We start from the raw sequence: 23,842 nt of genomic DNA on the forward strand, positions 1-23,842 counted from the left end.
GATTATCCCTCCAATTCAAAACGGAAATCTTCGACTACCGTGTTTGCCAACAGCTTTTCGCACATAACCTTCACGCGAGCTTCCGCTTCCGAGCGGTCGTTTGTGTCCAGTTCAAGCTCAAGGTATTTACCGATGCGAACTTTTTCAACTTCCGCGAAGCCCATGGTGTGCAGCGAGCCTTGAACGGCTTGACCTTGCGGGTCGAGTACATTTTGTTTGATAGTGACATAGACTTTTGCTTTCATAGTAGGGCCTCCTGAAAATGGTTTTTCCGGTCCTGTGGTGGGATGTGATGGCTGCTGTTAGGTCGCTCGGTCGCAAGGGTATCTCTCTGCGCCGCTGTTGAAATCGGAAAATTTGATTAGAACCGCTCAGCGGTTATTTTCCGAATTTCAAAGGCGAACGCTGTCGCTCTCCGATAGATACCCTTGCTCCCTCACTCCCGGCAGCCGGACTTCCAACACCCTCCCGGGTAGTCGTGTGTACCGCAGCTGGGCGTTAGCGCACTAACCGTGCTTAACGCCAAAGAGAAAAACAAAGCATAAGATCAAAGCTTAAATGATAAAAGTTAATATAATTCCTATCTATCCGAGCGAACGGCCGGTAAGACGGCTGTAAATGTCGAGGTAACGATTGGTTGTTTCGTTTACTACGGATTCAGGAAGAGGAGCCGGCTTGCTGTCTCTATCCCAATCGGAGCCGAGAAGGTAAGTGCGGACCGGTTCTTTGTCCATGCTGTCGATCTCGATATCGTAAGCGAAGCTCTTCTCCGCCCAGAAACGCGAGGAGTCCGGGGTAAAGATCTCGTCGATCAGAATGACTTTGCCGTCGATGAGTCCAAACTCGAATTTGCAGTCGGCAAGGATGATGCCATGCTTCGCGCAATATTCGTGAGCGAACTCGTACAGCTTGATGCTGCGATCGCGAAGCTCTTCGGCCAGCTCGGCGCCTACCATCTCCTGCATGCGCTCGAACGGGATATCCTCGTCATGGCCAACGTCGTTTTTCGCTGCCGGCGTGAAGATCGGCTTAGGGAAACGCTCGTTCTTGCGCATGCCCTCCGGAAGCTCGATTCCGTTAATCGCGGACGTCTGCTGGTATTGTCTCCAGCCGCCCCCGGTGATATAGCCGCGAACGACGCATTCAATATCAATGCGCTGTGCTTTCTTCGTTACCATGATCCGGTCCTTCAGAAGCTCGGGAGCCGTAATAATGTCTCCAAGCTTTTCTACGTCCGTATGGACAACATGGTTCGCTTGAATCGAAGCCGTTTGCTCGAACCAAAAAGCCGACAGGCGGTTCAGCACGTTGCCCTTCTGAGGAACAGCCGGATCCAGCACATAGTCAAATGCCGAGATGCGGTCCGTCACGACGATCAGATAATGCTCGCCGAGATCGTAAAGCTCACGTACTTTCCCTTTATACAGCAGCGGAGCTTTGATGTAGTCCGCCGCCGTGGATAAAGCTTGCGATTGTGCATTCATTCCTCGAATCCCCTTTGCCTCTTAGTTCAAGCCAAGACGTGTAAAGATCGTGTCCACATGCTTCAAGTGCCAAGCCGGATTGAACGCATCGTCGATTTCTTCCGCCGACAGCAGGCTTGTAATTTCCGGCGTCGATTCGATAATGTCGCGGAATTGGCGCTGCTCTTCCCAAGCTTGCATCGCGCGCGGTTGAACGGTGTCGTACGCTTGCTCGCGGCTCAGGCCTTTATCGATCAGCTTCGTCATGACGCGGCCGGAGAACGGTACGCCAAACGTGCGCTGCATGTTTTTCTTCATGTTCTCAGGGAATACGGTCAGGTTCTGAATAATGTTGCCCAGGCGGTTCAGCATGTAGTTCAGAAGCATCGTCGCGTCCGGCAAAATAACGCGTTCAGCCGAAGAGTGGCTGATGTCGCGCTCATGCCACAGCGGTACGTTCTCGTACGCTGTCAGCATGTGGCCGCGGATGACGCGGGACAGGCCGGAAATGTTCTCGCAGCCGATCGGGTTGCGTTTGTGCGGCATTGCGGACGAGCCTTTTTGACCTTTTGCAAAAGCTTCTTCCACTTCACGGAATTCGCTCTTCTGCAAAGCGCGGATTTCGGTAGCGAATTTATCAAGCGACGTAGCAACGAGTGCCAGCGTCGCCATATATTCGGCGTGACGGTCGCGCTGCAGCGTTTGAGTCGAGATTGGAGCCGGGCTGATACCAAGCTTCTTGCAGACGAACTCTTCCACGAATGGATCGATGTTCGCGTAAGTACCAACGGCACCGGAGATTTTGCCGAATTGAACACCGCTCGCCGCATGCTCAAAACGCTCCAGGTTGCGTTTCATTTCTTCATGCCAGAGGGCCATCTTCAAACCAAAGGTAGTTGGCTCGGCATGTACGCCGTGCGTACGGCCCATCATTGGCGTATCTTTATATTGAACGGCTTTCTCGCGAAGGATCGAGATGAAGCGCTCGATGTCTTTTTTCAGAATGGCATTTGCTTGAAGAAGCAGGTAGCCGTTCGCCGTGTCTACAACGTCAGTCGAAGTCAGACCGTAATGAACCCATTTGCGTTCCGGGCCAACCGTCTCGGATACAGCGCGTGTGAACGCGATAACGTCATGGCGGGTTTCTTGTTCGATTTCATAGATGCGGTCGATATTGAAGGTAGCTGCTTCGCGAAGCGCCTCAACATCTTCTCTAGGAATTACGCCAAGCTCTACCCAAGCCTCGCAGGAGCAAAGCTCAACCTCGAGCCATGCCTGGAATTTGTTCTGCTCCGTCCAAATTGCTCTCATTTCCGGTCTGCTGTAACGCTCTAACATGTACCGTTCACACCTTCCAAATGTTTGTCTCTTCTATCCAATCAAGCGCCTGCTGCACATCGCGCGCAAGCACGTTAACATGGCCCATCTTCCGCTTGAACACCGCGTCCTTCTTGCCGTACAAGTGAACCTTCGGGGCCACGTTGAATCGGGCTGCCGCTTCATCATGCTTTGCCATCCGCGCAAGCAGCGGCTCAACATGTTGACCAAGCACGTTCACCATAACAACCGGTGTAAGAAGCTGCGTATCGCCGAGCGGCAGGTTGCATACCGCCCGTACATGCTGCTCGAACTGCGAGGTCCTGCATGCTTCCATCGTGTAGTGTCCGCTGTTATGCGGGCGCGGCGCCAATTCGTTAACGAACAGCTCGCCGTCCGCTGTCAGGAACAGCTCGACCGCTATCAAGCCTACAACGCCAAGTCCTTCGGCAATCTTCATCGCCAGCTTTTCCGCTTCCTGCTGGACGCTCTCCGCTATGCGGGCGGGAACGATCGACAGATGCAGGATGTTCTCGACATGTATATTTTCCGCAGCGGGGAACGCTTTTATCTCCCCCTGCGGGCTTCTTGCCGCAATAACGGATAATTCCTTGTCAAACTTAATGAATTGCTCCAGCACGAGCTCTACGCCGGCACGGCTTAAGGTCTCGTACGCTTCATCAATCTCGTCGAAGCTCCGGATCACCCATTGCCCTTTGCCGTCATAACCGCCCATTGCCGTCTTCAGCACGCATGGAAGACCAAACTTCTCGGCCGCGGCGCGAAGCTCTTCGCTGCTCCGGATCTCGCTGTAAGGGGCAACCCGTACGCCAGCCGCTTCAATCGCGCGCTTCTCGCGAAGCCGGTGCTGCGTCGTGTAGAGCAGCTCGCTGCCTTGCGGTACATACGATTCGGACATCAGCATCGCAGCCACGTCGGCGTCGACATTCTCGAATTCGTACGTAATAACATCCGCCCGGCGCGCCAGCTCGCGAGCTGCATCGCGGTCGTTGTAAGCCGCCACGATCTGTTCGGCTACTTGTCCGCAAGGCGCATCCGGCGTCGGGTCGAGCGCAACAAAGCGGTAACCCATCGCGCTGCCTGCGAGCGCCATCATCCGGCCAAGCTGCCCGCCGCCAAGGACACCAATGGTGCTGCCCGGCAGAAGCGTCCGCTTGTTATCTTCCGTCATCATAAGGTTTCACTGCTTTCCAGCACTTCCTGCTTGATCCGCTCGCGCCGCGCTTCCACCCGGGCTTGTACTTCCGGATCAAAAGCTCCCAGCATTTGAGCGGCCAGCAGTCCGGCATTTGTACCGCCGGCGTTGCCGATGGCTACCGTCGCAACCGGAATGCCGCCTGGCATTTGCACGATCGACAGGAGCGAATCAAGACCGCTCAGATTGGAGGATTTGACTGGCACGCCGATGACCGGCAGAATCGTCTTCGCAGCAACCATGCCCGGCAAATGCGCGGCACCGCCGGCACCCGCGATGATTACTTTCAGGCCGCGTTCTGCAGCCGTTTCCGCATATTCGAACATCAGATCCGGTGTCCGGTGCGCGGAAACAACTTTTTTCTCGTACGGAATTTGCAGTTCTTCTAACACGTCGCAGGCAAGCTTCATTGTATCCCAATCCGACTTGCTGCCCATGATGACGCCTACTTTCGCAGACATGCGCTCAAACCTTCCTTCATCTATAAATTGTGTACATCTCGCGAAAACCAACCTCCAGAAACATAAAAATCCCGCGCTGCAACCATAAAAGCTATGGATGCTGCCGGGACCCGAGCAGATGGCAACAATTGTCTTTACTACATTAATGCGGTAATGCAAAGACAGCATAAGGCTGCCCGTACTTGCGGGCAACCTGTCTATTTGTTCCATCATGCTCGTAGTCCGAAAATATAGGTTTTCGGGTAGAAACTTCCGGGCCTTTTTCCCGAGGATATACGAGGAATTTCAACCTATTTACGGATCATTCGACGAATGTTCCGCCTTAACCTATTTTAGTTTATCCAATCCCCCTATGTCTGTCAATGAAAAGCATATAAAATACGAACATTAAAATAAATGAGTTCAAATAAAGTTCGTTTTTGTCTTGAATTGCAACATTATTCCATTCCTTTTCCTACCTTTATCAAATTAATTGGCGTGGTGTTAAGTTTGGGGAGCAGCGGAATAGAATAATAGAAGAGATTATTCGATTGGTTAAGGGGGCGAGAGGCAATGCAGATCTACACCGTCAAAGGACGGGATACCGTACAGAGCCTGGCACAGCAAAACAGCTTATCACCAGAAGCCATTCTTGCCGCCAACGGCATGCTGCAATCCGAGCCTCTCGTCTCCGGACAGTCGCTTATTCTGCCGGTGGAGGTCGACAGCCATCAAGTCATGCCGGGCGAAAGCTTATGGCTGATCTCGCAGAAATACGGCGTAACCTTGCAGGAGCTGGCGCGGGTCAACCATATTACCAATCCCGCCCTTATTCTTCCCGGCATGCGGCTCCGCATTCCGAATCCGCGCAAGATGAGTATTGAAGTGAACGGATATACCGAGCCGTCCAGTTCGGCCACCGGCGTTACCGTCCCGGCAGCCGCTGCAGCCAGACATCTGACCTTCCTTAGTCCGTTCAGCTACCAGGTCAGACCGGACGGCACCCTCAGCGCCCTGCACGATCAGCCGATCATTAAGGAAGCTTACCGCAACCGGGCAACGCCAATGATGGTTATCACGAACTTTGACGGCTATACGTTCAGTCCCAGCCTGGCACATTTTATTCTATCGAATGAAGCCGTGATAGATCGCTTGATCTGGCAAATCATCAGCGTCATGCGAGCGAACAGGTATTGGGCTTTAAATGTTGATTTCGCCTTCATCCAGGCTGCCGACCGCAAGCTGTATCATCAATTCCTGGAAAGGCTTGCGAGTTCTCTTCATGCGATCGGATGTCTTGTGTCCTCGACGCTGCCCCCTTCAAGCTCGCCCGATCAGGAAGGCCAGCTGTTTGAAGGACAGGATTACGCCGCGCAGGGACAAATTCTGGACTTTGTTATCCTTATGACCTATGAATGGGGCTGGGCCGGAGGACCGCCGATGCCCGTTGCGCCAAGGAATGAGGTAGCCAAGGTGCTCCATTACGCCCTGTCCCTTATTCCCGCAAGCAAAATCGTGCTAGGGATGCCGCTTTACGGCTACGACTGGACCCTTCCGTATATCCCGGGCCAGGATTTTGCGTTATCCATCAGCGCGAATGATGCGGTCCGGATAGCAGCCAAATACGGCACAGCCATTCATTACGATTTGATGGCGGAGTCACCGTATTACGGTTACAGGGATGAGTATGGACGCGACCATCAGGTTTGGTTCGAGGATGCGAGGAGCGTGCAGGCGAAGCTGGACCTGGTCAAATGCTATCATCTGCGCGGCATCAGCGGCTGGGTGCTCGATATACCATTCCCGGCGTTCTGGCAAGTGCTGGAGCATAATTTCCATATTCAAAAATGGATGAAATAAAAAACGGCCATGCAGGTTTTTATGACCTGCATGGCCGCTTTATTGTCATCTCTTATTCTGCCGCAAAATGGGCTTCCGTAAGGTCGTCGCTTACTACCTTAGCAGATTCTTCATGCGGTTTAACTTTGCGGATGAAGAACGCAAGCACCAGCGCCGCAACAGCGAACCAAGTGGCGACTACGAACGAGTGGTTGATACCGACAATGGTAGCTTCTTGAACGGCATGTGCCATTGCTGCTTTGTCCGTTGTATCAATGCCTTGCGTAGCCACGATATGCTTAGTCTCGGAAGCGGCTTTATTCGTCATCAAGGTAACGAGGAATGCCGTACCCAGCGCGCCCGCCACGTTACGAAGCGTTTGAGACATTGCGGAGCCGTGAGCATTAAGACGTTGCGGCAATTGGTTCATGCCGGCGGTTTGAATCGGCATCATCAGCATGGACATACCGAACATCCGCAGCGTATACATCGTAATGAGATAGCCGTACGTCGTATGATCAGTCAATTGACTGAATTCGTATGACGAGAATACCGTAATAATAAGACCAACAACCGCCAGCCAGCGTGCGCCGACTTTATCGAAGATCATACCCGTAATCGGGGACATAATCCCCATTAGAATTGCACCTGGAAGCAGGAGCAGACCGGATTCGAGCGGCGTAAAGCCACGGATGCTTTGCAGATAGATCGGCAGCAGAATCATACCGGAGAACAAAGCCATCGTGATGATAACGTTAATGACTGTCGTTAAGGAATACATACCGAATCTGAATACGCGCATTTCAAGAATAGGTTTCTTAACAACGAGCTGATACCATACGAAGCCAACGAGGGATATAACCCCGATGATCAAGCTTGTGTACACCGTTACATTATCCCAGCCGTCAGTACCGGCATCGCTGAAGCCGTACAGCAGGCCGCCAAAGCCGAGCGTGGATAAAATAACCGCAAAAATGTCCAGCTTGGATTTCGCTGTTTTTGTTACGTTCCTCATGGAGAATGCGCCATAAATCAGGCCAAATAACGACAGCGGCAAAACGATGTAGAATAGAACGCGCCAGTCATAATGCTCGACAACCCAGCCCGACAGCGTTGGACCAACAGCTGGAGCGAAGATCATCGCGATCCCCATCATGCCCATTGCTTTGCCACGTTGTTCAATCGGGAAAATCGTCAGGAAGATGATGGACATCAGCGGCATCAGAATACCTGCGCCCGCTGCCTGAATAATACGTCCGGTAAGCAGGATTTCAAAGCTCGGCGCCACGGCGCTGACGATGGTACCTACTGTAAATAAACTTGTTGCAACGACAAACAATGACCTGGTTGAGAACCGACTGATCAAATAAGCACTAATCGGAATAAGGACGCCATTGACAAGCAGGTAACCGGTTGATAACCATTGAACGGTATTTGCGCTGACATTCAGGTCAGTCATAATGCTTGGGAGCGCGACGTTAAGCAGCGTCTGGCTCAGAAGCGCGACAAAAGCCGCGATAAGTACCGATGCGACGATCGGACCTCTTTTAAATGCTGCTACAGCATTACTCATATGGTCTTTTCTCTCCTTTTTTCTGTGGTGATGTAGGTTCAAGCTGATACCCCTATTTGTTATCCATATTCGCAAGCAACTGAGTGAAGATCCTTCTCAGATGCTGGATATCCTCTACTGGCAGTACATGAAAGAATGAGGAAAAGGTTTCCTTCTGCGATTCAAGTACATCGTCCACCATAGCCTTGCCTTTTGGCGTTAATTCAATGTACACGACCCGGCGGTCATCATTGGCGCGTTCTCTGCTGATCCAGCCTTCCGCAACCAGCTTATCCGCTATACCCGTTATTGCGCCGGATGTGAGTCCCAGAACATCAGCAATGTCAGACACCTTAAGCGAGCCCGAGGTATGGAGCGTGAACAGCAGCTTGAATTGCGTATAGTTCATGCCGCTCATTGTTTTCTTGCTCCATTCATTGTTCACGTTCTTCAGGAAAGTCCGGAACTGGCCGATAAAACCAATCATTTCTTCGTTGGCATTCGTCATTTCCTCTCTCCTTTCCATTCCGGCTTTGGCCTCGCCCGATCTAATTCGTTAGTATTTAATATTTTAATACTAAATAAATTATTAATAAAGCATTTACTACTATATATCTTTTTTGTGAATCAGTCAATCCATTGCCCGTAATTTATTTTTTCCCGTTTGTCCAAATAAAAAAGACTCCTATTGGAGTGTATTCGACGCCTGATTCATTAACTTAAACGCTCTGTTCGGCACAAAAAAGACGCCCTGATGGGCGCCCTGCAAAAGTCCACTTTTTTAGACCAAGACAAAATCAAAGAAAAACGAGCCTCCAGAATCGCTTCTAAGGCTCGTTTCTTGTTCAGGAGGTCATTTTGCCCCCCTGATTTTTGTGTTTTTTCTAAATAGGTACTTTTGCAGCGGTCTCCTGATGGGCGCCTTTTGTATATAACTTAAGATTCAAGCCAGATCGTTTTTTCCGCAGCAGGTGTACGCTTTGGCTCCGGCGATGTCATATCCGGATATCCCATATAAACCAATGCCACAATCTGCTCATTCTCCGCGAGACCAAAGGTATCGTTCATCAGCGGATGGTACATCGGATCACCGGAACGCCAGATGGCACCCAGACCGTTAGCATGAGCGGCCAGCAGCAGATTTTGAACCGAATTGTGCGAAGCTGCAATCTCTTCCACCAAGGTTGCCCGCGGATCATCCGACGGCGAGCACACAACCGCAATCACGACAGGCGAACGGTATGCCTTCACGCGTTCCTTGCGGAGGCGCTCCTCAAGCTCCGGGCTTTCCCCTGCCCCAAGCGTTGCAAGCGCCACGCGCGCGTAGCCTTCCCCAAGCTTTGCGCGTCCTTCCCCGGTCATGACGATAAACCTCCACGGCTGCGTGTTGTGATGGCTTGGCGCCCATGTCGCCGCGTCCAGCACTTTTTCAATCAGATTACGATCAACCGGATCTTTCTTAACGCGCCCAATGGAACGTCTCGTTCGGATCGCCTCTTCAATATGCATCGTTTCTCCTCCAATATTTTAGTTATTTGAAATAACCAACGTACTCCCCGTATCCTTCTTTCTCGAGATCCGCCACGGGAATAAACCTTAGCGAAGCGGAGTTAATGCAATAACGAAGTCCATTTGGTCCGGGTCCGTCATCAAATACATGACCCAGATGAGAATCGCCTTCCTTGCTGCGAACCTCGGTACGAACCATGAAATGGCTGGTGTCGAGCACTTCCGTAATGGCCGCTTCCTTCACCGGCTTCGTAAAGCTAGGCCAGCCGCATCCGGAATCGTATTTCTCGCGGGACGTGAAGAGCGGTTCGCCGGATACAATATCGACATACAGTCCCTCTTCCTTGTGATCCCAATACTCGCCGGTGAACGGACGTTCCGTCGCGTTGTTTTGCGTTACTTCATATTGCATTGGCGTAAGACGGGAGCGAAGCTCGCCTTCTTCCTTTTTAACGGTCCAATGCTTATTAATGAACGCGTCGCGGCCGGAGCCTTTGCGGTACATTTTATAACGGAACGGGTTCGTCCGATGGTAGCCTTGATGGTAATCTTCCGCCGGGTAGAACTCCTTCGCCGGCTGAATTTCCGTTACGATCGGCTTGTTGAATCTACCGCTTTCTTGCAGCGCCGCCTTGGAAGCTTCCGCCTTCTGGCGCTGCTCTTCATTATAATAGAAGATAGCTGTCCGGTAAGATTCCCCGCGGTCATGGAATTGGCCGCCTGCATCGGTCGGATCAATCTGCTGCCAGTACACGTTCAGCAGCTTCTCGTAAGAATATATCGATGGATCAAACGTAATATGAACAACTTCCGCATGTCCTGTCGTTTCGGAACAAACTTCCTCGTAAGTTGGATTTGCTGTATGGCCTCCGGAATAACCCGATACGACAGACAAAATGCCCGGCGTTTCTTCAAACGGGGATACCATGCACCAGAAGCATCCTCCGGCAAACATGGCTTGTTCTACAGATGTGGTCATGTTTCGATTACCTCCTAAAAAGAATTGCGAAGCGATTCTTGCTTCGTAAGCATAAGCTTAAAGAATTGCGAAGCGATTCTTGCTTCGTAAGCATAAGCTTAAAGAATTGCGAAGCGATTCTTGCTTCGTAGCATAAGCTTAAAGAATTGCGAAGCGATTCTTGCTTCGTAAGCATAAGCTTAAAGAATTGCGAAGCGATTCTTGCTTCGTAAGCATAAGCTTAAAGAATTTGTCACCCAAATTGCGGCGTTCAAAACGATTTGTAAACATTCCTGCTTCAAAAACGTGAACGAAGCTTAATCTTTATTATACCTTATCCTTCAATTCCCACAAAATGATTGCCGTCATCCCGCGTAATCTTTGTTACAATGTAGTGACAGCCTTAACCTTGGGCATCGTTCGTTCGTTTAACATGTTAGACTAGCTTTAATGCTATTTTTGCAGTCCGTTCACTCTCTCTTCCATATAAATGAGAGAACGAGGTGAACGCCTAATGAGCAATACCGCTTTAGAAACAAATGCTTCTTACGAGGCAAAACCACGCAAGGCAGCTAAACAGCGTGCTTTTGTCATCTTTGTATGCGTTTGGGTCATTCTGATTGCTTCCGGCATTACAGGAGCCAAGCTGTACAGCGAGCATGTTCAGCAGCAGATTGCTGCCGATGTCCAGCGACAGACTGCCGCCCAGATTGCCGAAATGCAAAAGCAATACGAAGACCGGATGACCAAGATGGAAACCGGTTATCAAAGTGAGCTGTCGCAATTGGAGTCCAAGGTAGAAGCGCTTAACGAGCTGCTGACCTTTACGAAGGATAACGCTGATGTCAAAACCGATAACAGCAACAAGCTTTACAGCCAATTGAACGAAGTGAAGAAGAAGCTGAGCGAACTGCAAAAAAATCTGGATGTGCTCAAATGAGCTCATCCATCCAAATGCTAAACCGAACGATGCTGCTTGCCTGCACACCGTTTGTCGCTATGCTGTTATGGCTCATGGTAACCCAGATCTCGATCATATTGCCGTATAGCAGCTTCCCTGAGAGCAGCCAACAGGAAAGTGCCGCGGCAGACCGTACCAAATCGCTTGCGAGCGGACTTGATGCGGCCCATCAGACTGCTGCCCAGACAAGTGCTTCCATTAAGAAACAGCTGAAGCTGTATAACCAGACAAACGCCGATATGGCTCAAATCGTCAAGACAGCTTCCGCGCAGGCTAACCGGCCGCTAGTTATCTACGATAAAATCATCACGGGACGGCTCGGTTCTCCTTCTGGCACCATCAGCTCGGACAAGCTGCGCGCGCAATTATTCTACATAAAGGCCGACAACTTCCAAAGCTATGCGCTTAAAATCAAATTGAAATCGAGCGATGCCATGAAGATGGTGCTCGGCAAGGATAAGGTTGGCGGTGCCGAAACAACGCTTGCTGCCGTTCAGCGTTACGGTGCTGTCGCCGGTGTTAACGCCGGCGGCTTTGCAGACGGCGGGGGCAAGCGTTATCCGCTTAGCACCACGGTTCTAAACGGCAGTTATGTTGACGGCTTCGAGCCTACTCGCTCCGATCTGTTCTTTGTTGGCCTAAACGCCGCCAACAAGCTTGTTGGCGGCAAGTTCACAAACAAGCAGCAGCTCGATGACTTGAATGTCAAATTTGGGGCTTCGTTTGTGCCTGTTCTGATGAAGAACGGCAACCCAACAACGATTCCAACCAAATGGCAGATTAGTCCGGTGCGCGCGCCGCGAACGGTAATTGCCAATTATAAGGATGGACAGCTGCTTATTATTGTTGCCGATGGACGCAACGAAGGCGGCAGCTCCGGCGCAACGCTGGCCGAGATGCAGCTGCTGCTGCAGCGTTACGGCGCCGTTGACGGCTATAACCTGGACGGCGGCGGTTCCTCCTCGCTGATCTGGAACGGCCGCGTCATTAACAAACCGTCCGATGGGCAGCTTCGAAAACTGCCGACGCATTTTTTGTTTTTTAAATGATTAGCCGCAAAAAACAATTCCAGGCTCAACGAGCCTGGAATTGTTTTTTTGTCGGCAACAGGTTTTTGCAAGGTTTTTAAGCATAAAAAAGCAGCGCCGGTCCAGCGCTGCTTTTTCTCTTCTATTATAGATTACTCAGTTCCCATGAATACGTAGCGAGCGACAATCAGAATCGCCAGGATCCACATGAGCCAGTGAACTTTATATTTGCCTTTGTTCGATACGTTAGCTACTGTCGCCAGAACTACGTACGATACGATACCAAACGAGATGCCGTTAGCGATGCTGTAAGTGAACGGCATAAGCGCCAGCGTCAAGAACGAAGGAATAGCGTAAACCATATCGGAGAAGTCGATTTCCTTCACCGATTGAAGCATCAATACGCCAACGATGATCAGCGCTGCATTAGTTGCAGCCGCTGGAACCAGCGCCACGACCGGCGACAGGAAGATCGCAAGCAGGAAGCATACGCCTGTCGTGATCGAAGTCAGACCTGTACGTCCGCCTTGCGCAACGCCAGCCGAGCTCTCTACGAAGGCCGTTACTGTACTTGTGCCAAGCAAGGCGCCGCCGCTTACGGCCACGGCGTCAACGAACATCGCCTTGCCAACGCGTTTTTTGCCTTGGGCAGGATCTTTCATGAAGCCTGCGCGGTTAGCTGTACCAACCAGGGTGCCGAATGTATCAAACAATTCAACGAAGGTAAAGGTTAATACGACCGTTACGATACCTACTTCAAACACGCCCGGGAAATCGAAGTGACCGATGTTCATGGTCGAGAAGTCAGGTACCCACGTTTGATCCGTAAATGTCTTCTTGAAATCAACTTGACCAAGGATGATCGAAAGCACGGTAGTGCCAAGGATACCCCACAGGATTGCGCCCGGTACGCGCAGAACCATCAGGATCCCGATAATGAACAAGGCAACTACGGTCATGATAACCGTTTCGTTTGCGAAGCTGCCGATATGAATAACCGTTTCCGAACCGGATACATCCGTATACGCATTTGCCTTAATATCGCCAAAGGCCGTTACGGCAACCGTCATCAGGCCGCTGCCTTTCAAGCCAACAATCGTAATGAACAAACCGATACCAACGGTAATCGCATGCTTCAGGCTGTCCGGAACAGCGGTAATCAGCATTTGACGAATTTGCGTCAGCGTTAGGATGATAAAAATAATACCCGAGATAAATACCGCTGTCAGACCCATTGCTACCGAGATTGGTTTATCCGTAGCCTGCGAAGCAATGACGGTTGAAGCGAAGTACGCGTTAAGTCCCATTCCTGGTGCCAAAGCTACCGGGAAGTTCACGAACAAGCCCATTGCAATGGTGAAAATACCCGCTGCGATTGCTGTCGCGAGGAATACTGCCGTCCAGTCAAGACCAGTTGGCGTCAGAATGATCGGGTTGACCGCCAGAATGTAAGCCATCGTCATGAAAGTGGTCAGACCTGCCATAATTTCCGTTCTGAAGTTTGTACCATGTTCCTTGAACTTAAAGAACCGTTCCATTTTCCCATTAACCCCCCAAAAATGTGTACAAGCCAAGGCGAAACGTTGCTCCGTCCTCTCATGGTGCAGAGCGCTTCGATATCCGACGAATTCTAAGCTCTATCTAAAACTCATAAAGCCTTAGAATTGCAACAAAGCCTAGGAAAAGATGCGTAAATACGCATTTATCTCCTAGGCTCCGCAAAAAGGGGAAAAGTATACCGCGGACCGAGTCAATGCCATACCGTTAAAATCATAACGGAATGACATTGCGCGGCACTCTTCCTCTCTTTTCGTAGCCTGATCATTTACGGTGATCGAGTAGAGACTCTCAAGCCAATTCTTGAGATTATACGAAAAGTTATTATATTAGTAGTTGTTATCCGTACATTAATATAATAAGGAACCCGCTCCTTGTCAATGAATTTTTACGAACGTTCGTGTTATTTCCGAAACCAAACATTCGTCTTTTACCGAAAAAATGGTAGGCCATTCGTCCCGGTTCTGGCATAAAGTTACAACTATGAACGGGCATAGGGAGGCGACAACCCATCCATAAATCAAAAAAAGCCGCAAGGATGCGGCTTTAGAAATAGCATTCTAGGATTCAAAAAAGCTCGGCAAGTACTTCTTGTTCGCTTCCAGCATTTCACCAAGCAGCGTCTTGGCAACGGATACGCTTGGCACAAGCGGATGATGCACCATCGCTTGAAGCGCGATCCCACGATCCCCCGTAACCGCAGCTTCGATCGTGAGCGATTCGTAGGTTTTTACCGCGTGAAGAAGACCCTTGATATGCTCGGGAACCCGCTGCAGCGGCAGCGGCACCGGACCTTGCGCCGTCACGACGCAATTTACCTCGATGCTGGCATCCTCCGGCAGGAAGCCGATAATCCCCGCATTGCGTACGTTAAGCGTTTGGATGTCCCGTCGATCCGTATACAAGGAATGCATCAGATTAACCGCTGCCTCGGAATAAAACGCTCCTCCCCGCTTCTCCAGCTGCTTTGGCTTCTCCTTCAGATTAACGTCCTTATACAGCTCGAAGAGCTCTCCCTCTACCCGGCTGACCACATCTGCACGAGTACCATCCTTCTCCAGCGATTCTTTCATCTCCGCGAACATCGTATCCGTCATATAGAAATAGCGCAGATAGTAGGTCGGAAGCGCGCCAAGCGAACGAAGGAATTCCGGATCCCAGTCGAAGGCCGTAACGTTCGTGGCCGAGTAATCATTGCCGCCGCCTATCATCTCTTGCAGCTTATCTTCACCATTCACGTAAGCAGCCGTTATCCAATGCAAATGGTTGATGCCCACGAACTCCGGCAGCACTTCGCGTTCCGAAACGCCGTATTGCTTGGCCAGGTACTTCTGGAAGTTGATCGGCGAGTTGCACAGACCTACCGTCTTCACCTTGCTGTGCTTCAGCACCGCTTCCGTCACGATGCCCGCCGGATTCGTAAAGTTCAGCATCCACGCATTGGGTGCAAGCTCTTCGATATCCCGGCATATGTCCAAAATAACCGGAACCGTCCGAAGCGCCTTCAGCATGCCTCCCGGACCGGTCGTCTCCTGGCCGATAACGCCATGCTTGATCGGAATATGCTCATCCCGCCGCCTTGCTTCTAGGAGTCCTACCCGCATCTGCGTGGTCACGAAGTCTGCTCCCGAAATCGCTTCACGCCGGTTCAGGGTTAGACGGACATCGATCGGCAGGCCCGCTTGCTCGACCATCCGTTGCGCCAGCTTGCCGACAATCTCCAGCTTATGGCGTCCTTCCTCAATATCAACGAGCCAAAGCTCGCGAACCGGCATCTCGTCGTATCGTTTAATAAATCCTTCGACCAGCTCCGGGGTATAGGAAGAGCCTCCCCCGATTACGGCAACTTTTAAACCTTGTTTAGTAGTCATAGTAATGATGCCTCCTAAAAAGAATAATCACACAAACAGCCTTAAATAGGCTGTTCGTGATGATTCTTGCTTCGTAAGCATTTAATAATCACACAAACAGCCTTAAATAGGCTGTTCGTGATGATTCTTGCTTCGTAAGCATTTAATAATCACACAAACAGCCTTAAATAAGCTGTTCGTGATGATTCTTGCTTCGTAAGCATTTAATAATCACACAAACAGCCTTAAATAAGCTGTTCGTGATGATTCTTGCTTCGTAAGCAACAGCCTTAATATTAAAAAGTAATCCGGCGCAATGCTGCGTCCGTCTCCGCTGTAATCTCGATGCCGCAGCTGTCCATCGCGCTCATGACTGCTCCAATGACCGGGTCTATCGTCAGTTTTACAATCTTCGCATTAGGCGCCGTATCGGCTACTTCTTCTCTAATGGCATTGATCATATGCGGGGAGCTGCCTTTCGCGAGCACGCTTCCCGTCAGCACGACATCGAAGCTGTCCTGCTCCATGCCAAGCCTTCGGATCAAGGCGTTCACGGCATTCCCATGCTCGTATCCCGCGTCTTCGAGCAGCCTTATCGCTACGGCATCTCCAAGCAGCGCGGCTTTGAACATGATTTTGGATAGAGACTCCAAAGGTCTCACTCCGTTGTCCAACGCATCATCGTACATGGCTTGAACGGAGGAATAGCCCATTTCTTGAGGCACTAGCTCCGTCAGAACCGACGGCTGTTCACGACCTTCCCAGCTGCGGATGGCGCTTCGGAAAGCATGAACCGCCAGGTCCGTGCCGGAGCCTTGGCCGTCCCCGAACAAATAGCCGAACCCGCCGTATTGCAGCTCCTCGCCCTTGGCGTTGCGCGCGGCAGCGTTAAATCCCGTCCCGCTGATAATAACGGCACCATAGGATTGATGAGTGCCCGCGCGCATGCCAATCATCGTATCGCAAGCAATGTCGTGACGTGGAAAATCCAGCGAGGCGATCATCGGACGGAGAATCGCGTAATCCGGTTCGCGGTCCGCTCCTGCGAGGCCGAAGTATGCGAAATCGACTTCTTCTTTGGTTGCGCCTGCCTGCTGAAGCGCCTCCGAGCATGCCCGGTCAATCTCTGTCCGCGCCGCATCAAAGGCCGTCTGGTGATTGCCATTGCCGCCGCTCCCCCTGCCAAGCACTCGGCCGTTCTCATCCGTTAGCAAAGCATGCGTCTTGGTTCCGCCTGCGTCTATTCCAAGAAACAACATAAATAGCCACGCTCCTGACGACTTATTAAAAGTGTTGTATTGTACGACCATCATAAAAGAAAAGAACACCGCTCCTCTACTGATAAAGAACGATGTTCTGATACTATCTTACTGTTTTTAATTATTGGCGAGGTCTAAGCTCCGAAGGCTGCTTTCCGATATGCTGCTTGAACAGCCTATTAAAGTTCGATAAATTTCGGAATCCGGTTATCTCCGCAATTTCAATCATTTTCTTGTCCGTGGACTCGAGCAGGCGGACGGCCGCCGATAAACGCAGCTGAATCAAATAGTCTAGCGGCGACGTGCCAACCGTCTGAACGAATAGAGCGCTGAAGCGAGACGGACTGAGATGTGCGTATGCCGCCAGTTCTTTTAACGTCCACGGATGAGCAACATCGGCTTCCATTGCGTTCAATACTTGGCGAATCGTCTCCATTCCGCGAAGGCGGGAGGCTCCCCGCTCTTGCTCCTTCGCAAAGTAACGGTTAACAAACGACATGAACTGAACGAGCAGCGAACGGACCACCGCCTCGTAATGCGGCTCCAGGCGGGTAAATTCGCTGCGCATCTCTTCGATCGCCGCTCCCAGGCGGGCCAGCATCGGATGGCTCCGGTCAAGAAGATTATCAAACCGCATGCCGATCTCCCGAAATGGAATCAGAAGCTCCGGATCATAACGCTGCTCCAGCGCAAAATACGCCGGATCAAACATAATGACGGACATGACCAGCTCTTTGTTCTCGAAAGCGCGGTGCAGATCGTTCGAGTTAATGAGGAGGATATCCCCTTCCCGAAAGTCGTAACGCGTACCGTTTATCAAATAATAGCCGCTTCCCCGGCTGATATAGTTAATCTCCAGAGCCGTATGCCAATGCAGCCGCTGAAACAGCGGGCTGACGCCCTCCGATTGGGAAATAACAATCGGAAAAGCCGTTGGCAGCTCAATCAAATCGCGCGAAACGTCAGGAATCGGCTTCATGGGAGGGCCTCCTGCTGGATAGTTAGTTGATTCTAGTATAGCAGAAGATTTACCGCCGCTTTACAAAAATGCTCCTCCTCCTAATACCCCCTTGATATTAGACTTGTACACTCTAGATGCCCCTGCTTCATCTTTGGGCAACACATTCGCAGACTGGTGGTGTATGAATTTTGAAATTTAACAAGCAAGCTCGAATCATATTCCCCATGGTTCTCTCGGCAAGCATCCTCTCGACAGGTCTTGCTGTTCCAACTCCTAAAGCAGCGGCCGCCGATGCGGGCGCCGCGCAAGATCAAGGTCAAGGGCAATGGCTGACCGGCGAATTCCACGCTCACACCTTCGAATCGGACGATGCCCAAAGCTCGCTCGAATCGGTGCTTGATCACGGCCTGACGACTTACGGCCTCGATTTTCTGATGCTGGCGGATCATTTGCGCTCCTCCAAACGGGATGATACGGGCGCCGAGATTCCAGGAGGCCCCATTCCGTTATCGAAAGGGCTGCTCGAATACCAGGTTCCAAAAATAAAGGCTTTGCAAGAGGCGGGCAAATATGCCGGCAAGACAATATTCTCCGGCTTTGAATGGGACATCCCGTCACACGAGCATGGCTCCGTTGGCATTCTTACGGATGAACCCGGCTCCGCGGCAGCGCTGAAAGCCGCGAACCAATTCGAATACCTGTTCACGAACCGCGACGCAACCTGGTTCAATCCGGCCGATGTCCTGCAGTGGGAAGCCGCCGATGACCGGGCGTACAGCACGCATGCGGACAGCTTGTCCGCGATTAACTGGCTTAAACGCAATTACCCGGAAACCAGCTACATGATCGTCAACCATCCTTCCCGGGGCGTTGGCAAATACAAGATTTCGGACTTCCGCGACTTCAACAATGCCGCTCCGGACATCGCGTTTGGCTTCGAGGGGATGCTCGGCAACCAAATGGAGCCGGACCGCGGCGGTTACAACTCGGCTTACGATCCCGCTAATCCAACGGCCAACGACAACTATAAGAACCGTTCTTACGGCGGCGTCGATTACATGGTAGCGAAGGTCGGAGGCGTCTGGGATTCCTTGCTTGGCGAAGGCCGCAAGTTCTGGAACTTCGCGAATTCCGACTACCATTTCAAGACGATCGATACCAACTCGAGCGGATACTGGCCGGGCGAATACGCCAAAAACTATATTTGGAGCGAAGGAAGATCCACGCAGGACATTCTGAACGGCATGCGCTCGGGCAAATCGTTCTCCGTCTTTGGCGATCTGATTAACGCATTGGATTTCCGGGTTGCGGACGGCGGCGCGGATGCCGAAATGGGCGAGAGCCTGCAGGCAACCGAAGGGGATAAGCTTACGCTTACGATCAAGTTCAAAAGCCCCGGTTCCAACAACTACGAGAATCCGATCTACAGCGGGCAATCCGCAGGCGCGAAACCCGCGGTTGATCATATCGACCTGATTGCCGGCGATGTTACGGGCCCGGCAGTAAAAGGAACTCCGGCCTACGACAAGGATACCAACGATTCCACCCGCGTCCTTGCTACTTTCACGAGCGAGGACTGGACAACCGACGCAAACGGCTACAACGTCATCACCTACGATCTGCCGAAGGCTAGCAAAGATCAGTATTTCCGCCTCAGAGGCACGAACCTCGGAATGAACGTGGCGGGCGAGACGCTGGATGGCAATCCGTTAATCGATCCAAAAACAACAACTGCCGATGCAACGGCCCGATTCAACGAAATTAACGACCGCAATTATAAAGACCTGTGGTTCTACTCGAATCCTGTCTTTGTGGATACGGCCGCATACACCGATGAAGAAGCGGTTAAGGATACGCTGAGCAAGCTGACTCTCGGCAATGCTGACGCGGTTACCGAGAATATCGTTCTTCCCTCCGAAGGAGAGCATGGTGCGGCTATCGCCTGGGAGGAAACAACCGATACCTCGAACGCGGTCACCATCGAGAATGGCATCGCTAAAGTAACCCGCCCTGCCGCGGGACATCCCAATGCGTCGGTTACGCTCAAAGCAACCGCTTCTCGCGGCGATTCATCGGATTCCAAAGCCTTTGCGATTACGATTAAAGCACTGCCTTCAACCTCGACTCCGGGAGGCGGAACTCCACCGGTTACTACGCCGGCAACATCCGTTTCCGTTACCGTTGATCCGGCAAAAGGCGCGGAAGGCAGCTTGAAAGACGTGATCTCCTTCAAGATACCGGCAGGTGCCTTAACTTCGAACGGAACCGTCGGCGCGCAGGTTCTCCCTTCGGGGCAACAGCCTCCGCTTGGCAATCTGCAGGCGCTGAGCCCAATCGTCGAGATGACCAGCAATGCGGGCACGACGTTTGGCAAGCCGGTTGAATTGACATTTAACTACGCGATAAGCTCGGCTGCGCCAACCAGCCAGCCTGCCGTGTACTACTACAACGAAAAGCTGAAGAAATGGATCTTCCTCGGCGGTAAAGCAAACGGAACGACCATTACCGTCGACATTAAGCATTTCACGAAATTCGGAGTGTTCGGCTACATGCCTCACACCTTCTCGGATCTGACTGCATCGTGGGCCAAACCTTACGCCGAGCGCTTGATCGGCATGGGAGTGATCTCGGGCTACGAAGACGGCAAATTCCGGCCGGACCAGCCGGTCACCCGCGCGGAATGGGTGAAGCTGTTGGCAGATTCGCTTGGGCTGCCCGCCGCATCCGGCGCAACTAGCTTCGCCGATGACAGCCTCATCCCGTCATGGGCGAAGGCACAAGTGAAAGCAGCCACCGATGCCGGCTATGTGACCGGCTTTGATACCAAGGACGGCTCCGTCTTTAACGCTTCGCAGCGGATCACGCGCGCCGAAATCGCGGTCATTGCCGCGCGCGTTCTGAAGACTGCCGGCACTTCACCGTCCGGCACCGGCAAGGCCTTTAGCGATGTGTCGGCTATCCCGGCTTGGGCCCTAGACGCGGTAAACCAAACCTCGGCCTCGGGTATCGTGAGCGGTTATCCGGACGGCAGCTTCCGCCCGGACGACACCTTGACGCGCGCCGAAGCGGTGAAGATCGCTTACGCCTTGCTTGATGCTTTAAACATTTAAAAAAACGAACGTCAAGAAACAAGAAACAAGAAACAAAAAAGCTCCCAACCAGTTGCGTTACAGCAGCTGGCTGGGAGCTTTTTCATTCCTTTTCCCACCCTATTGTCGGAGCGATGCAGACCTTATAGATCAGCCTATTTTACGCTTTGCAAAAAAAACATTTTACCGAAAAGGCGATCTTTGGAAGGAGTAAAATCTGCTGATTTTCCGCTCCGTTCCCGTTATTATCGCAAGTTTCGAGAAAGTCTGCCGGCAGGAGCTGACAAGTCGCTCCCCCTTCTCTTTGCCTGTCCAAAACACTGCGTTAACACAGGGCGAGTAACATGAACAAAAAACGGGCTTTATCCAACCCAATACGAGAAATTACTCAACGTGTTACGGAAGGATTTGATTCAGATGCGAAATAAAAAATGGTTGAGACGAATGCTTTATTCCCATTTAGCCATCCTGTGCAGCTTTGGTGCCGCTATTATCTGCATCACATATGCCATCACCTACAGCGACCTGGTTCGGGATATAAAGAAATCCAACGGCGATTACGCCAGCCGGGTAGTCGACAGCATGACGGCATCCTTAAAGAATATCGAACGGACGCTAGCCGAACAGATCGTCAAAAACCAAGCGGTCAGTGATTTTTTTGACGATGACAGAGGCGATGGTACAACAAGCCTGACCAACTATGAAGCTTCCAGCGAGATAGCTAAACTTCGCAATAACCCGCTGATTCATTCCGTGTATTTTTTCCGGAGCAAGGACCAGGTTGTACTGACGGGAGGTTACATCACCGGTCTTTCCCAGTTCGACGACAATTGTTTCATTCAAAACCTGCTAAAGAACCCCCCAGCCTCCCGCTGGTCGTCTCTCCGTACTTATAGTGAATTCCCGTTAATCGATCCTCCCGAGCGAATTATATCCATGACCCAAAAGATAGGAACCGAAGGCTGGATCGTCTTGAATGTAAAGGCGGACCTGCTGCTCGCTGCAGCCGACAATCTCAAAAACCATTCCCGCGGCTTCATGAACATTTCGGATGAACAGGGGCAGCTCCTGTACGCAACCGGACCCGGAAACAGTCCTTCCAAGCTGTCGATCCAATTCTATTCCAATTATATGGGCTGGACTTTTTCGAGCGGGACGGCCGATGAGCATTTACTCGGACAAGCAGCCTTTTTGTCCTTGATTCCCTTAACGATCATTGTTTTAACGCTGGCCGTCATCGTAGCCGTGATCCTGTACGTCACCCGAAGAAGTTATCGGCCGATCGAACATATGGTGACGAGGGTTTCTTCCTACCGCCAGGAGCTTAAAACCTCCGGTTACGACGAGTTTGCCATTCTGGAGCAAGCCTTCGAGGATATGCTGTTCCGGATGGATCAAATTGATCTTAAGGAAGCCGAAAATCTGCAGTACAAACGAAAACAATTTTTCAACGAGCTGCAGGATTATGAAAACGTCGTTCCCGCCGAAGAATGGGGGAACTATCTTTCCTTGTTTGATCTTCCGGAGCATGGCAGCCTGATCATCGCCATCTTGGAAATCGATAAATACGTCCCTTTGATGCGACAGAACCGCCAGAACATGCTGGGTTCCAAGCAGCGGCTGGAAAAGCTGGCAGGAGAGCGGCCGGATTTGCAGGCCCAAACCGTCTCTCAGAATTGGATTTCAGCCGACAGGCTGTCCCTCATGATGTATGTTCCCCCGGACCCGGAGCATGGACCCGAAGGTCGGGACGAGCCGCTGCAAGCCGTGGTTCGCGCCCTTGAGCGGCTCCGGATGAGTGCCGAAAGTGAGCTGGCGTTTACCACCACTATGGGGGTCGGCTCCCCTGTGCCGGAGCTGCCGCAAATTAAAAAGTCTTTCGAGGAAGCCATGACCGCCCTGCAATATAAAATGACGGCAGGCAGCAATCGGATTCTCCTTTATCCCGACATAAGCGACGGGGAGAAATCCGTTAACCCGCTTTATTTCAAGCGGGTAGAAGATTTGGTGCACCATTTCCGGATTCAGCAGCCGGAGTGGAAAAACGACTTCTCCCGGATCTTCGATCTTCTGGAGAATCACTTGCTGAAGAACGAAGAGATGCAGCTCCTGTTCAACTATCTGACGCACCGCTTCGCACGGGAGATGGAGGACACTTCGCCCGCGATCAGCGAATATTGGCATACGGTGACCTACCCCCGGATGACCGAAGCGCTCAAAGATATGGAGGAAACTCCCGTAATCCGGTTGTTGTTCAGCGAGCTGCTTGATCAGCTGTACGAGCAATACAACGCCATGCTGGAATCCAGAAGCAAAGATCGCCTGATTTACGAGGTGAAAAAATATATCGAGGAACATTTTGCCGACTTTGATCTGTCATTGAAATCCATAAGCGACCGATTCGGCATTAACGGGAAATACGCCAGCCAATTGTTCAAGGAGGAATTCAAGGTCAAATTCGTCGATTTCCTGATTGGGCTGCGGGTAGATCAAGCGCAGATTCTGCTGCGGGAAACCAACGAATCCATAAGCGAAATCTCGCGGCTTGTCGGTTACGAGCATGTCATTTCTTTTGGAAGAATATTCAAGAAAACGGTTGGCGTATCTCCCGGCGATTACCGCAAGCTGATGCGGAACGCCGAGAGTCAAGCTAACCCCGTCTTATGAGCCAAATGTCCTTATTTCCGGCTTTGTTTGGCTTTTTGCATGTTAGCTGAATAAGGTTTGCTTCACTCCATTGGCGCCTCTCCGGCGCCATTTCTGCTCTTTTGCATAGTCGGCAGAAACATGTAAATTGTCTCGCCTCACCCGCACGGGCTATAACGTAATTGCAACTCCAAAAC

The 23,842-nt window shown here is 51.5% G+C and carries 18 protein-coding genes and 2 riboswitches; of the genes, 5 read left to right on the plus strand and 13 right to left on the minus strand.

Features of this window, described 5'->3' with window-relative positions:
* Nucleotides 1-2: 2 nt before the first annotated feature.
* The 5 genes from purS to purE all read right to left on the minus strand — a co-directional run bounded on the left by purS (nucleotide 3) and on the right by purE (nucleotide 4,457).
* The gene (gene purS, locus M3194_RS26335; protein WP_251657080.1) at nucleotides 3-245 is read right to left on the minus strand and encodes a phosphoribosylformylglycinamidine synthase subunit PurS; all 243 of its coding nucleotides are present in this window, start codon (nucleotides 243-245) and stop codon (nucleotides 3-5) included.
* A 339-nt stretch (nucleotides 246-584) separates the two neighbouring features.
* On the minus strand, nucleotides 585-1,484 hold the full coding sequence (locus M3194_RS26340; RefSeq protein ID WP_251657081.1) for a phosphoribosylaminoimidazolesuccinocarboxamide synthase: 900 nt from the start codon (nucleotides 1,482-1,484) through the stop codon (nucleotides 585-587).
* 21 nt (nucleotides 1,485-1,505) lie between these two features.
* Complete coding sequence (gene purB, locus M3194_RS26345) at nucleotides 1,506-2,801, minus strand: adenylosuccinate lyase (RefSeq protein WP_251657083.1); 1,296 nt, start codon at nucleotides 2,799-2,801, stop codon at nucleotides 1,506-1,508.
* 7 nt (nucleotides 2,802-2,808) lie between these two features.
* Complete coding sequence (gene purK / locus M3194_RS26350) at nucleotides 2,809-3,975, minus strand: 5-(carboxyamino)imidazole ribonucleotide synthase (protein ID WP_251657084.1); 1,167 nt, start codon at nucleotides 3,973-3,975, stop codon at nucleotides 2,809-2,811.
* Nucleotides 3,972-4,457: a 5-(carboxyamino)imidazole ribonucleotide mutase gene (gene purE / locus M3194_RS26355; protein WP_015842486.1), complete on the minus strand. Its 486-nt coding sequence runs from the start codon at nucleotides 4,455-4,457 to the stop codon at nucleotides 3,972-3,974. Before purE ends, purK begins: the two co-directional genes overlap by 4 nt.
* 198 nt (nucleotides 4,458-4,655) lie before the next feature.
* A riboswitch (purine riboswitch) is annotated at nucleotides 4,656-4,756 on the minus strand.
* Nucleotides 4,757-5,009: 253 nt separating this feature from the next.
* Here purE and M3194_RS26360 point away from each other — a divergent pair.
* Nucleotides 5,010-6,296: a glycoside hydrolase family 18 protein gene (locus M3194_RS26360; protein WP_251657086.1), complete on the plus strand. Its 1,287-nt coding sequence runs from the start codon at nucleotides 5,010-5,012 to the stop codon at nucleotides 6,294-6,296.
* A gap of 52 nt (nucleotides 6,297-6,348) precedes the next feature.
* Here M3194_RS26360 and M3194_RS26365 read toward each other — a convergent pair whose 3' ends face one another.
* The 4 genes from M3194_RS26365 to msrB form a co-directional block, all read right to left on the minus strand.
* A complete protein-coding gene (locus M3194_RS26365) occupies nucleotides 6,349-7,848 on the minus strand; it encodes a DHA2 family efflux MFS transporter permease subunit (RefSeq protein WP_251657087.1) in 1,500 nt (499 codons plus the stop codon).
* A 52-nt stretch (nucleotides 7,849-7,900) separates the two neighbouring features.
* Nucleotides 7,901-8,335: a MarR family winged helix-turn-helix transcriptional regulator gene (locus M3194_RS26370; protein WP_251657088.1), complete on the minus strand. Its 435-nt coding sequence runs from the start codon at nucleotides 8,333-8,335 to the stop codon at nucleotides 7,901-7,903.
* A 428-nt stretch (nucleotides 8,336-8,763) separates the two neighbouring features.
* Nucleotides 8,764-9,336 carry a nitroreductase family protein gene (locus tag M3194_RS26375; protein ID WP_251657089.1) on the minus strand — a complete coding sequence of 191 codons (573 nt, stop codon included), beginning with the start codon at nucleotides 9,334-9,336 and terminating at the stop codon, nucleotides 8,764-8,766.
* Between the two features lie 22 nt (nucleotides 9,337-9,358).
* The gene (gene msrB / locus M3194_RS26380) at nucleotides 9,359-10,315 is read right to left on the minus strand and encodes a peptide-methionine (R)-S-oxide reductase MsrB (RefSeq protein WP_251657090.1); all 957 of its coding nucleotides are present in this window, start codon (nucleotides 10,313-10,315) and stop codon (nucleotides 9,359-9,361) included.
* 493 nt (nucleotides 10,316-10,808) lie between these two features.
* Between msrB and M3194_RS26385 the strand changes: the two genes are divergently transcribed.
* Nucleotides 10,809-11,234, plus strand: a complete 426-nt coding sequence (locus M3194_RS26385) for a hypothetical protein (protein WP_251657091.1) — start codon at nucleotides 10,809-10,811, stop codon at nucleotides 11,232-11,234.
* The gene (locus M3194_RS26390; RefSeq protein WP_251657093.1) at nucleotides 11,231-12,304 is read left to right on the plus strand and encodes a phosphodiester glycosidase family protein; all 1,074 of its coding nucleotides are present in this window, start codon (nucleotides 11,231-11,233) and stop codon (nucleotides 12,302-12,304) included. Before M3194_RS26385 ends, M3194_RS26390 begins: the two co-directional genes overlap by 4 nt.
* Before the next feature lie 131 nt (nucleotides 12,305-12,435).
* On the opposite strand, the gene M3194_RS26395 is transcribed toward M3194_RS26390, so the two are convergent.
* The 4 genes from M3194_RS26395 to M3194_RS26410 form a co-directional block, all read right to left on the minus strand.
* A complete protein-coding gene (locus M3194_RS26395) occupies nucleotides 12,436-13,821 on the minus strand; it encodes an NCS2 family permease (protein ID WP_251657095.1) in 1,386 nt (461 codons plus the stop codon).
* A 255-nt stretch (nucleotides 13,822-14,076) separates the two neighbouring features.
* Nucleotides 14,077-14,177, minus strand: a riboswitch (purine riboswitch).
* 223 nt (nucleotides 14,178-14,400) lie between these two features.
* Nucleotides 14,401-15,711 carry a 6-phospho-beta-glucosidase gene (locus M3194_RS26400; RefSeq protein WP_251657096.1) on the minus strand — a complete coding sequence of 437 codons (1,311 nt, stop codon included), beginning with the start codon at nucleotides 15,709-15,711 and terminating at the stop codon, nucleotides 14,401-14,403.
* A 275-nt stretch (nucleotides 15,712-15,986) separates the two neighbouring features.
* A complete protein-coding gene (locus M3194_RS26405; RefSeq protein ID WP_251657098.1) occupies nucleotides 15,987-16,949 on the minus strand; it encodes an N-acetylglucosamine kinase in 963 nt (320 codons plus the stop codon).
* A gap of 121 nt (nucleotides 16,950-17,070) precedes the next feature.
* Nucleotides 17,071-17,928, minus strand: coding sequence for an AraC family transcriptional regulator (locus tag M3194_RS26410; protein WP_251657099.1), 858 nt, complete (start codon nucleotides 17,926-17,928; stop codon nucleotides 17,071-17,073).
* A gap of 170 nt (nucleotides 17,929-18,098) precedes the next feature.
* On the opposite strand from M3194_RS26410, the gene M3194_RS26415 reads away from it, so the two are divergent.
* Both M3194_RS26415 and M3194_RS26420 read left to right on the plus strand, forming a co-directional pair.
* Complete coding sequence (locus M3194_RS26415) at nucleotides 18,099-21,020, plus strand: S-layer homology domain-containing protein (protein ID WP_251657100.1); 2,922 nt, start codon at nucleotides 18,099-18,101, stop codon at nucleotides 21,018-21,020.
* Between the two features lie 396 nt (nucleotides 21,021-21,416).
* Nucleotides 21,417-23,666 carry a helix-turn-helix domain-containing protein gene (locus M3194_RS26420; protein WP_251657101.1) on the plus strand — a complete coding sequence of 750 codons (2,250 nt, stop codon included), beginning with the start codon at nucleotides 21,417-21,419 and terminating at the stop codon, nucleotides 23,664-23,666.
* Nucleotides 23,667-23,842 lie beyond the last annotated feature (176 nt).

Source organism: Paenibacillus glycanilyticus (genome assembly GCF_023715145.1).
Taxonomy (GTDB): domain Bacteria; phylum Bacillota; class Bacilli; order Paenibacillales; family Paenibacillaceae; genus Pristimantibacillus; species Pristimantibacillus glycanilyticus_A.

Coding starts and splice junctions, on each gene's coding strand:
- M3194_RS26400 (WP_251657096.1), bottom strand. CDS start 15,711: ATGACTACTAAACAAGGTTTAAAAGTTGCCGTAATCGGGGGAGGCTCT.
- M3194_RS26385 (WP_251657091.1), top strand. CDS start 10,809: ATGAGCAATACCGCTTTAGAAACAAATGCTTCTTACGAGGCAAAACCA.
- M3194_RS26375 (WP_251657089.1), bottom strand. CDS start 9,336: ATGCATATTGAAGAGGCGATCCGAACGAGACGTTCCATTGGGCGCGTT.
- M3194_RS26340 (WP_251657081.1), bottom strand. CDS start 1,484: ATGAATGCACAATCGCAAGCTTTATCCACGGCGGCGGACTACATCAAA.
- M3194_RS26410 (WP_251657099.1), bottom strand. CDS start 17,928: ATGAAGCCGATTCCTGACGTTTCGCGCGATTTGATTGAGCTGCCAACG.
- M3194_RS26360 (WP_251657086.1), top strand. CDS start 5,010: ATGCAGATCTACACCGTCAAAGGACGGGATACCGTACAGAGCCTGGCA.
- purB (WP_251657083.1), bottom strand. CDS start 2,801: ATGTTAGAGCGTTACAGCAGACCGGAAATGAGAGCAATTTGGACGGAG.
- purS (WP_251657080.1), bottom strand. CDS start 245: ATGAAAGCAAAAGTCTATGTCACTATCAAACAAAATGTACTCGACCCG.
- M3194_RS26405 (WP_251657098.1), bottom strand. CDS start 16,949: ATGTTGTTTCTTGGAATAGACGCAGGCGGAACCAAGACGCATGCTTTG.
- purE (WP_015842486.1), bottom strand. CDS start 4,457: ATGTCTGCGAAAGTAGGCGTCATCATGGGCAGCAAGTCGGATTGGGAT.
- purK (WP_251657084.1), bottom strand. CDS start 3,975: ATGATGACGGAAGATAACAAGCGGACGCTTCTGCCGGGCAGCACCATT.
- M3194_RS26390 (WP_251657093.1), top strand. CDS start 11,231: ATGAGCTCATCCATCCAAATGCTAAACCGAACGATGCTGCTTGCCTGC.
- M3194_RS26420 (WP_251657101.1), top strand. CDS start 21,417: ATGCGAAATAAAAAATGGTTGAGACGAATGCTTTATTCCCATTTAGCC.
- M3194_RS26395 (WP_251657095.1), bottom strand. CDS start 13,821: ATGGAACGGTTCTTTAAGTTCAAGGAACATGGTACAAACTTCAGAACG.
- msrB (WP_251657090.1), bottom strand. CDS start 10,315: ATGACCACATCTGTAGAACAAGCCATGTTTGCCGGAGGATGCTTCTGG.
- M3194_RS26370 (WP_251657088.1), bottom strand. CDS start 8,335: ATGACGAATGCCAACGAAGAAATGATTGGTTTTATCGGCCAGTTCCGG.
- M3194_RS26365 (WP_251657087.1), bottom strand. CDS start 7,848: ATGAGTAATGCTGTAGCAGCATTTAAAAGAGGTCCGATCGTCGCATCG.